The organism is Vannielia litorea (assembly GCF_018424695.1).
Taxonomy (GTDB): domain Bacteria; phylum Pseudomonadota; class Alphaproteobacteria; order Rhodobacterales; family Rhodobacteraceae; genus Vannielia; species Vannielia litorea_A.
The window spans coordinates 1-9,381 of the sequence record NZ_QTNQ01000116.1 but is presented as its reverse complement, the minus strand read 5'-3'; the positions used below and the strand labels follow the sequence as shown (position 1 = coordinate 9,381).

At 64.7% G+C, this 9,381-nt stretch carries 10 protein-coding genes; 3 read left to right on the top strand and 7 right to left on the bottom strand.

The genetic code is table 11. From position 1 onward, the window contains the following. The first annotated feature begins 128 nt into the window (after positions 1-128). Positions 129-830, top strand: a complete 702-nt coding sequence (locus DYI42_RS22000; RefSeq protein WP_213549014.1) for a glutathione S-transferase N-terminal domain-containing protein — start codon at positions 129-131, stop codon at positions 828-830. A 240-nt stretch (positions 831-1,070) separates the two neighbouring features. Here the strand turns inward: DYI42_RS22000 and DYI42_RS21995 are convergent, their stop codons facing one another. The 3 genes from DYI42_RS21995 to DYI42_RS21985 are packed head-to-tail and all read right to left on the bottom strand — an operon-like array spanning position 1,071 to position 3,373. After that, positions 1,071-1,811 carry a sulfite exporter TauE/SafE family protein gene (locus DYI42_RS21995; RefSeq protein WP_213549012.1) on the bottom strand — a complete coding sequence of 247 codons (741 nt, stop codon included), beginning with the start codon at positions 1,809-1,811 and terminating at the stop codon, positions 1,071-1,073. A gap of 31 nt (positions 1,812-1,842) precedes the next feature. Beyond that, the gene (locus DYI42_RS21990) at positions 1,843-2,451 is read right to left on the bottom strand and encodes an inner membrane-spanning protein YciB (protein ID WP_213549010.1); all 609 of its coding nucleotides are present in this window, start codon (positions 2,449-2,451) and stop codon (positions 1,843-1,845) included. 16 nt (positions 2,452-2,467) lie between these two features. Then, positions 2,468-3,373: a DMT family transporter gene (locus DYI42_RS21985; protein WP_213549008.1), complete on the bottom strand. Its 906-nt coding sequence runs from the start codon at positions 3,371-3,373 to the stop codon at positions 2,468-2,470. A gap of 145 nt (positions 3,374-3,518) precedes the next feature. Here DYI42_RS21985 and DYI42_RS21980 point away from each other — a divergent pair, with 145 nt between their 5' ends. Then, positions 3,519-4,817 (top strand): PD-(D/E)XK nuclease family protein, encoded by a 1,299-nt coding sequence (locus tag DYI42_RS21980; RefSeq protein ID WP_213549007.1) that lies wholly within the window; start codon positions 3,519-3,521, stop codon positions 4,815-4,817. 54 nt (positions 4,818-4,871) lie between these two features. Here DYI42_RS21980 and DYI42_RS21975 read toward each other — a convergent pair whose 3' ends face one another. Together DYI42_RS21975 and DYI42_RS21970 are read right to left on the bottom strand one after the other, a co-directional pair. Further along, complete coding sequence (locus tag DYI42_RS21975; protein WP_213549006.1) at positions 4,872-5,660, bottom strand: amino acid ABC transporter permease; 789 nt, start codon at positions 5,658-5,660, stop codon at positions 4,872-4,874. After that, complete coding sequence (locus DYI42_RS21970) at positions 5,657-6,436, bottom strand: transporter substrate-binding domain-containing protein (protein ID WP_213549005.1); 780 nt, start codon at positions 6,434-6,436, stop codon at positions 5,657-5,659. Before DYI42_RS21970 ends, DYI42_RS21975 begins: the two co-directional genes overlap by 4 nt. 113 nt (positions 6,437-6,549) lie before the next feature. Here DYI42_RS21970 and DYI42_RS21965 point away from each other — a divergent pair, with 113 nt between their 5' ends. Then, the gene (locus DYI42_RS21965) at positions 6,550-7,032 is read left to right on the top strand and encodes an MgtC/SapB family protein (RefSeq protein ID WP_213549004.1); all 483 of its coding nucleotides are present in this window, start codon (positions 6,550-6,552) and stop codon (positions 7,030-7,032) included. A 31-nt stretch (positions 7,033-7,063) separates the two neighbouring features. On the opposite strand, the gene DYI42_RS21960 is transcribed toward DYI42_RS21965, so the two are convergent. Further along, positions 7,064-8,023, bottom strand: coding sequence for a hypothetical protein (locus tag DYI42_RS21960; RefSeq protein ID WP_213549003.1), 960 nt, complete (start codon positions 8,021-8,023; stop codon positions 7,064-7,066). After that, positions 8,020-9,342, bottom strand: coding sequence for a signal recognition particle-docking protein FtsY (gene ftsY, locus DYI42_RS21955; protein ID WP_213549016.1), 1,323 nt, complete (start codon positions 9,340-9,342; stop codon positions 8,020-8,022). Before ftsY ends, DYI42_RS21960 begins: the two co-directional genes overlap by 4 nt. Between the last annotated feature and the right edge of the window lie 39 nt (positions 9,343-9,381).

Below are 9,381 nucleotides of genomic sequence, written 5' to 3'. Positions count from 1 at the left end.
CCTCAACGCCACCCTGCCCGCGCCCGCACCCCGGCCTCTGACCGCAAATCTCGCCCGCCTCGCAGGTTTCGCCTTGCCACAGGGAAATCGCACGCCATCCTGAGGCCTGACCGCAGCAGGAGAGCCCCATGCCCCCGATCGACCTCTACTACTGGCCCACGCCCAACGGCTGGAAGATTTCCATCGCGCTCGAAGAGATGGGCCTGCCCTACGAAACCCATCTCGTGAACATCGGCGCAGGCGACCAGTTCAAACCCGAGTTCCTCGCCATCTCACCCAACAACCGCATGCCCGCCATCGTCGACCCTGACGGGCCGGGCGACCAGCCGATCTCGGTCTTCGAAAGCGCCGCGATCCTGATGTATCTCGCCCGCAAGACCGGCAGCTTCTACGGCACCACCGAACGCGAGCGCATCGCGGTGGAAGAATGGCTGATGTGGCAGATGGGCGGCCTCGGCCCGATGGCCGGCCAGGCCCACCACTTCCTCAAATACGCCCCCTCGATGGACCCGCCCAACGACCTGCCCTACGCCAAGGACCGCTACCGCAACGAGGTGAACCGCCTCCACGGCGTGCTCGACAAGCGGCTGGCGCAAAACGAATACGTCGCCGGCTCCAACTACTCCATCGCCGACATGGCCATCTGGCCCTGGGCGATCCTCTGGGAAGGCCAGCAACAGGACATCTCCGACAAACCCCACTTCTCCCGCTGGCTCGACCTCGTGGGAGAGCGCGAAGCAGTGCAGAAGGGCAAGGCGCTTGCGGCGGAGAAACGCAACAACCTGCAGGACAACAAGGACGCCCAGAAGGTGCTGTTCGGGAAGCGGTAATCCAGAAGCGCGCCTGCGGCGCATTCCCCTCCATGGTCCGCCTCCGGCAAGACCTGCGCCCGGAGTCTCACCGGTGCCTAGATTGCCAAGTCGGGTCGGAGTATTTTCAGCAAGAAAATGAGCGGGAGTCGAAACAATTCGATTCAAATTGTCCATTTTCTTGCTCCAAATATCTCCCGCCGGAGGCCTCGAATCTCTTTGGAGCACCGCCGGCCTCACCGCGCACCGGCCCACAACCTCTCACCCCACCAAAACCTCCCAAACCAGCTTCCCAGACACCACCGCCAGCGCCACCTCCACCAGCAGGTAAAACACCTTCTCCGGCAGCCACCGTGCCACTCGTGAGCCGCTCCAGGCCCCGGCCAGGGCAAAGGGCGCCAGCCAGACGGCCTCGCCAAGGCTTGCGCCGGTGATCTGCCCGGCCATCACGTAGGGCGGCACCTTCAGCAGGTTGACCACCGAAAAGAAGATCGTGACCGTCCCGAGATAGACCATCTTGTCGAGTTTCTGCGGCAGCACATAGGCCTGAAACGGCGGCCCCCCAGCGTGAGAAATATAGCTGGTGAACCCCGCCAGCGTGCCCCAAAACACGCCCCGCGGCACGTCGGCCTCCCGCGGCGGTGGCGCGCTGCGGGCAAATCGCCCCCGCACCGAGCCGACGAGGTAGTAAATCCCGATCCCCGCCACCAGCAGCTTGATCGCATCGCCGGGCACCACCGACACCGCAAAGAAGGCCGCCACGATCCCCGCCACCGCACCCGGCAGCATGATCTTCAGGAGCCGCACCGAAAACGCCCGGCGGAACAGGTAAACCGCATACCAGTCGGCCACGATGTAGAGCGGCAGCAGCAGCCCCGCCGCCAGCGCCGGGTCCATGAAGAGCGACATCAGCGGCACCGAGAGCATCGCCAACATCGGCACCCCGCCCTTCGAGAGCCCCATCATGAAGGCCGCCAGCGCGGCCACGATCCAGAAGTCCATGGCTGCCTCCGCCGCCCGAGGCGCGAAAGCGCTACTTCCCGGCCTTCTCTTCCCCGGTGCCATGCTCCTCGATCAGCTTGTATTGCGCGATCATGAAGACGAAGAGCGCCGCAGGCAGGCCGAAGGTCTTCACCGTCACCCACACGCCGCTGGAGAGCGCGAAGGCGATCACCGCATTCGCCACCGCCAGCACCGCGAAGAAGATCACGAAGCGCTTGGTCAAAATCATCCAGCCCTCATGGGTCATCGGCAAGAGCCCCTCCATCAGCCGGGCGAGGTAGCTCTGCCCCCGCGCCAGCCCGATCGCCAAAATGCCCGCGAAGAGCGCATAAAGGATCGTCGGCTTCAGCTTCAGAAACAGGTCGTTATCCAGCACCACCGTCAGCCCGCCCATGAAGACCACCAGCACCAGCGTCATCACCTGCATCCGGCTCAAGCTCCCGGTCAGCGCCCAGAGCGCGCCCATGCAGATCACCATGGCGATGACGAACCAGAAGGTGATGTAGGTGAAGGTCTTCACCTCGTGGCCGAAGAGCACGTAGCTTTCGCCCTTCAGCAGGAAGAAGGCCACGAAGAAGCCCAGCACCGGGCCAAACTCCAGCGCCGTCTTCACCCATCCGGGCACCTGTTTCTCGGCCATGCTCTCTCTCTCCGCGTTAACCCGCCACCTCAACTATCACCGCCCCCGCTGCGATCAACCCCATGAGGGCCAAACGTCGCGGCCCGACCCGCTCGCCGAGCAGCAGCCACCCGATCAGGGCGGCGAAGACGGTAGAAGTCTCCCGCAGCACCGCCGCCTCGCCCACCTTGTCGAGCCGGGTCGCAAGCATGATCGCCCCGAAGGAGAAGAAGGCCACCAGCCCACCGATCACCCCGCGCGCAAAGAGCGGCCCCAGAGTCGGCGGGGTCTCCATCCGCCGGTAACGCCAAAGCGCCATCCATGGCGCAAAGCCCAGCCCGTCGATGAAGAAGAACCACGCCAGAAAGGTGAACGGGTCCGCCGTGGCCCGGATGCCATAGGCGTCATAGGTGGTGTAGAGCGCCACGAACATCCCCGTCAGCACCGCCAGCCCCAGCGCCGCCACCATCGTGTCGCGCTGCAAGGTGATGGTCCGCAGGTTATAGGCCGCCAGCCCGTAGATGCCCATGAGCAGTACCGCGACCCCAAGCCATTGACCGGGGGTGAAATGCTCGCCAAAGAGCAGCCCCGCCCCGATCACGGCAAAGAGCGGCCCGGTGCCCCTGACCACCGGGTACACCACCGTGTAAGCCCCCCGCGTATAGGTCATCCCCTGCGCGATCTTGTAGCCAACGTGAATCGCCCATGCCCCGGCGAAGATCACCCACATATGCGGCTCGGGCCAGGGCACCACGAAGAGAGCGAAGGGCGCGGCCATCACCCCGTAGCAGAAGTCGATCGCCCCCCGGCTCATCCACGGGTCATGCCGCCCTTTCTGGAGCGCACCGAAGACGGCGTGGAGGAAGGCCGCCATAAGCGCCAGCCCCAAGGCCGCCACATGCCCCGCCTCGGTGCCTTCCAGTGAGATGATCCACGAACTCATGCGCAGGGCATATAATCGCCCGCCGGGATGGTCCAGTAGCTCGGGAACTTGCCCGACAACGCTGCCACCAGGGCCGCCCGGCTTGCTCTCACCACTGCGCCATGCAACCGTTCAGATCCGCAAGAGAATTACCGAGGGGACCAAGATGGAAGCAGACTACGACGCCGCCACCCCGCTTACAGTCGAGAGCCTCCAACGCATTTTTATGGGTCCAGACGCCGCAATGTTTCGCGACTTCGAAGCCCGGCTCAGTGCCTTTTGCCCCTTCGAGGCAATCGGCATGGTCCGCCAGGAAATCCGCCATGCCCACTTCCTTGCATTCCTGCTTGACCCGAACCGCCCGCACAATCTGGGCATCAGCATGCTGGAAGAACTGATCTATCTCTTCAGCGAAAATGATGGCAGATCGGAATCCCCTCTTGCATTTCAGACAGTCTATTTCCTCGATTTCTCCAATGCGGAGATCCTGAGAGAGCGCAAACGCATCGACCTGCTTCTTAAGATTCCGGCGGGCCGTGGCAATGCGAACGGGCGCGGGCTGATTGTGGCAATCGAGATGAAAGTCGATGCCGGGGAGAAAGACGGACAACTCAAAGTTTACCGGGAAACAGTAAAAGCCGATTACCCCGCCGACGAATGGGTGCACGCCTTTGTCTTCCTGACCCCGGACGGCAGAGACCCGAGCCAAGGCAATGAGGACTGGGTTCCGGTTTCACTTCCCGATCTCGCCGAACGATTGATCCAGAGAGCCAAGGCCGACAGAGCAGAGGGCGAAGGTGCCGATCTTCTGAAAGCCTATTGGAGCATGTTAAGGAGACACCTCATGGACGATCCGGAAGTATCCGAACTCGCCGCGCAACTGTGGAAGCGCCATCGCGAGGCCTTGGAGCAATTAGTCAGGTATCGGCCCGATTTGCAGGGAGATTCATTTGCATTGCTGGAGAGCAGGGGCGACCAGATCGTACAGGCGCAGGGAGTCTCAGACCTCGCATTGAAACACGTCACTTCTGCACGGCGCAACCTTCGATACGTCCCGCAGACCTGGCTCAAGAGCGACGCTTTCCGATGTGGTGATGAAAGCTGGATCGAAGGAGCGCCGATCATGGCGCTCGAACTCTATGATCGTGGCGGCACTGAAACACGGGTTGGTTTCGTCATAGGTCCGGGAGATGAAAGCGTTCGCTCCCGCCTCTACCAAGGTGTGCTTGACCGCGTGAATAAGGGTGAGATCAAGATCGGCAGGCGTACAGAACACCTGCCCGCGAAATGGAAGCACCTAACCTCCGAAAACTTACGAACGGCTGGGGACTACACCAAGGCGCTCAATACGGATACAAAACCGGAGGAATACGCTGACGCAATTCAAGTCCGCTTCGCCAATTTCGTCAGAAAATACTTTCCGATCTATGATGAAATCGTAAAGCAGGCACTGGCAGAGGCTTGAGCCGGACGGGCGACAGTCTCTAGCTCGCGACCCGGCACTCGCCCCGGCACCCGCCTACCGCCCCGCCCCCAACCGCTTCTCCAGCCGCCTCAGCGCCAGCGAAAGCGTCACTGTCATCACCAGATACAACAGCGCCACCACGTTATAGGTCTCGAAATACCGGAAGTTCCCCGCCGAGGTCACCTTGCCGAGCTGGGTGATGTCCGTCACCCCGAGCACCGACACGAGGCTCGAATCCTTGATCATCGCGATGAAGTCATTGCCCAGCGGCGGCAGGATCACCCGCAGCGCCTGCGGCAGCCGGACCAGCCGAAACCTCTGCCACGGCGAAAGCCCCAAAGCCTCCGCCGCCTCGATCTGCCCCTCCGGCACCGAGAGCAGCCCGGCCCGGAACACCTCTGCAATGAAGGCCGAGTAGCCGATGGTGAGTGCAAAAATCGCCCGCCACAGCAGAGAGAAATCCCGCGTCCTAATCCCCTCGCCCCCCAGCGAGGTCAGCACCCAGTTCAACGCAACAACAAGCGCAGGCGCCACCACGAAGGCGACGTAGAGCAACAGCACCAATATCGGCACGCCCCGCACGATCTCCACGTAAAGCCGCGCCATCTGCCGGGCGACCAGCCAGCGCGACAGTGAGGCGATGGCCACCAGCAGCCCCAGCAGCACCGCCAGCGTAAAGCCCACGAGGGTCACGAAAACCGTAATCGCCACGCCGTTGCTCAGGGTCGCCAGCACGTCGGAATAAAGCTCGTCCGCGACCACCCGCCAGAACAGAACCGCCCCCGTGGCGGCCAGGATCACCAGCCACCACGGAAAGTCGTTTTCGCCGGGGCGCTGCCTCACTCGCCGAGCTTGGTGTCGAGAAACCACTTCTTGTTCAGCGCATCCATCGTGCCATCCGCCTGCATCGCGGCAATCGCGGCATTGATCGGCTCAACGAGGTCAGAGCCCTTGGGGAAGATGAAGCCAAAGTCCTCCGTCCCCAGCTTCTCTCCCACGATCTTCAGCGCGCCATCGGAGGCCGCCACATAGCCCTCGCCCGCCGTGCCATCGGTCAGCACAAGGTCCACATCCCCCGCCCGCAGCGCCTGCACCCCCGCGCCGAAGGTCTCGAAGAGCTTCACCCGCGGGTTGGCCTCATCGCCATCTAGCACGTCGTAGACGGCGACATAAAAGGGCGTTGTGCCGGGCTGGGCGGCCACGAGCAGGTCGTCGTCAGCGGCGAACCCGGCGGCATCGGCAAACCTCTCTTCGTCACCCCTGACCAGCATCACCATCTCCGAGCGCATGTAGGCATCGGAGAAATCCACCATCTCCTTGCGATCATCGCGAATGGTGATCCCGGTCATCCCCATGTCATACTGCCCCTCCGAGACGGCGGGGATCATCGCATCCCAGCTGATGTTCTCGTAGGCCACGGTCATGTTGATCCGGCTCGCGATCTCGGCCATCGCGTCATACTCCCAGCCCACCGCTTCGCCATCGGCCATGTATTGCAGCGGCGGATAGGCGTTTTCGGTGACCACGGTGATCTCCCGGCCCTGAAGATCGGGCAGATCCTGCGCGATCACCGGGGTGACGAAGAGCGAGGCAAAGACGGCGGCGGCGGCGTATTTCATGTGAGCGACTCCCTGAGGTTTCCACTCAGACTATCCCAAGGCCCGGCGTTGGCAATCGCCCCGCCGGAACCGCCCGCCCCCGCCCCGGGTTGAGCCGCCAAACGGGGGATCGCATGGACCAGATCGCAAACGAACTCAAAGGCACCTTCGCAGCCGTGCCGCCGCTCACCGCCTTCATCCGCCTGCTCGCGGCGGCGGTGCTGGGCGGGCTGATCGGGCTGGAGCGCGAATGGCGCTCCAAACCCGCCGGCCTGCGCACCCATATCCTCGTCGCCCTCGCCGCCTGCCTATTCATCGTCGTGAGCCAACAACTCTCGCAGCTCTCCTTCGGCCCGAAAGACAGCATGAAGGTCGATCCCCTGCGGCTGGTCGAGGCGGTCACGGCGGGCGTCGCCTTCTTGGCGGCCGGGATCATCTTCACCAAGGGCGACACGGTGAAGAACACCACCACCGGCGCCTCGATGTGGCTCGCGGGCGGCATCGGGCTGGCCTGCGGCGCGGGCCAGATGCCCCTCGCCGCCATGGCCACCGCCCTCACCGTGGCCGTGCTGTGGATCTTGAAGCGCGTGGTGCAGACCAGCGAAGAGAGGTCCTGAGCGGCAGGCTGCGCTGCGTCGCGGCTTCTGCCTACTCGCGCGCGTAACTGGCCCCGATGGTCACACCCTCCAGCACCGCCGCTAGCGCCTCGGGCGTTACCGGCGCGCCCAGCGCCAGCGGCCCAAGCTGGGCCATGCCCAGCCCCTTCGGTGCATTGAGCCGCAGCACCATGCGCCCCTCTGGGTGGGGCAACTCCGCGATGAAGGTCTCCACCGCATCCCGCGCGCCCGGCTCGAACCGCGCCTCCGGCAATCCGTGCAACGCCTCGACCGCCGCCTTCTTCAGCGCCAGCACCTGTGCCTCCGGCTGCGGCACCTCCTGCTCGCCGTCCTCGACCGTCTCCGGCACCGGCACCAGCAGCATCTGCCCGAGCGGCACCAGAAACAGATGTTCGAAAATCCCGTTGCTCTCCATCTCCAGCTCCAGCGCGGTGAGCCGGGTGGTCAGCGCCGACTGCTGCATCGCAACCGCATCGCTCAGGTCCACCCCCTCGATCAGCCCCGTCATCCGCAGCCCGTTCTCGCCCGGAAAGTCCCAGCGCACCTCTTCGATCACCACCCAGCGGCTCTCCCGGTCCCACCATAGGTGCGCCGAGAGGTCCATGCCCTCGCCCACCTTCACCTGCTCGGTCAGCAACCAGCTCGTCAGGATGTCTCCCGGCACGGTGAACACCGGATGCGCGCCGCGCACCTCCAGCTTCACCGCCAGCGGCGGCAGCCCGTAGTCGAGCCGCTCCAGCCCGCCGATGTGCAGCTCCGCCCGCGGCACGCGGTAGCCCAGCGCGCCCACCCCGGTCGAGATCCGCAGATCGGTGTAGGCGCAGCCGTTCTGATAGGGGCGCACACCGCCCATCTCCACGACCCCGCCCATGCCCAGCACATCCACCCGCTGAAGCAATCCCTCGCAGGCCTCCGCATTCATTATGTCATAGGTCTGCGCCCCTGCCGGTGCAGCCACAAGCGCCAGCGCAAGCGCCACCGCCCGGATCATGCCCCGGCGCCCGTCAGTGCCTCGGCAAAGTCCTTCGGGTCAAAGGCATCAAGATCATCGATCTTCTCGCCCACGCCTATCGCATGGATCGGCAGGCCAAACTTGTCGGCCAGCGCCACCAGCACGCCGCCCTTCGCCGTGCCATCGAGCTTGGTCATCACTAACCCGCTGACATCCGCCATCTTCTGGAACGTCTCTACCTGGCTCAGCGCGTTCTGCCCCGTCGTCGCATCCAGCACCAACAGCGTGTTGTGTGGCGCATCCGGGTCTTTCTTCTTGATAACGCGGACGATCTTGGAGAGCTCTTCCATCAGATCCGCCCGGTTCTGAAGCCGCCCTGCGGTATCGATCATCAGCAGGTCCGCACCATCCGCCTGCGCCTTGGTCATCGCATCGAAGGCAAGGCTCGCCGGGTCACTCCCCTCGGGCGCGGTCATCACCGGCACACCGGCGCGCTGCCCCCACACCTGCAACTGCTCAACCGCCGCCGCGCGGAAGGTATCGCCCGCCGCGATCACCACCTTCTTGCCCGCGGCCTTGAACTGCGAGGCCAGCTTGCCGATGGTCGTGGTCTTGCCCGAGCCATTCACGCCCACCACCAGCACCACCTGCGGTCGCGTGGGATAAAGCGGCATGGGCCGGGCCACCGGCTCCATGATGCGGGTGATCTCATCGGCGAGGAACTGCTTGATCTCTGCGGTCGAAACCTTCCGCCCATAGCGCCCCTCGGCCATGTTCGCCGTCACCCGCAGCGCGGTGTCCACGCCCATGTCGGAGGCAATCAGCAGCTCCTCGAGGCTCTCCAGCATGTCGTCATCCAGCACCCGCCGCATGACAGGGCCCTCACCACGCCCCAGCATCCGCCCGATGAACCCGGGGCGCTTCGCCGGCGCACCTTCGGCCCGCGGCACTGGCGGCACCGGGATCGGCGGCAGATCAGGCTCCGGCTGCGGCACCCCGGGCGCGGGCAGGTCCGGCTCGGGAATCTCCGGTTCGGGCGCGGGCCCAGGCGGCACCTCGGGCTCCGGCGCCGGTGGCAGATCCGGCTCGGGGTCCGGCAGCGGCGCGGGCGGCAGGTCAGGCTCCGGCTCCGGCTCCGGCTCCGGCGCAGGCGGCACCTCCGGCGCACCCGGCACCGGCTCTGAAGATGCGCCCGGCTCGGCCACCGCAGCTTCGGTCACCAGCGCCCCGGCTTCGACAGCCTCCACCTCCTCAACGGCCTCTTCCTCGCCGCCATCGGCCACGATCGCCTCGAGCCCCTCGTCCAGCTTCGAGCTGGACTTGAACAGCTTGTCCTTGAGCTTCCTGAAAAACGCCATGCGCCCCCCAACCATTCTGTCTCCTATCGACGTAGCCCC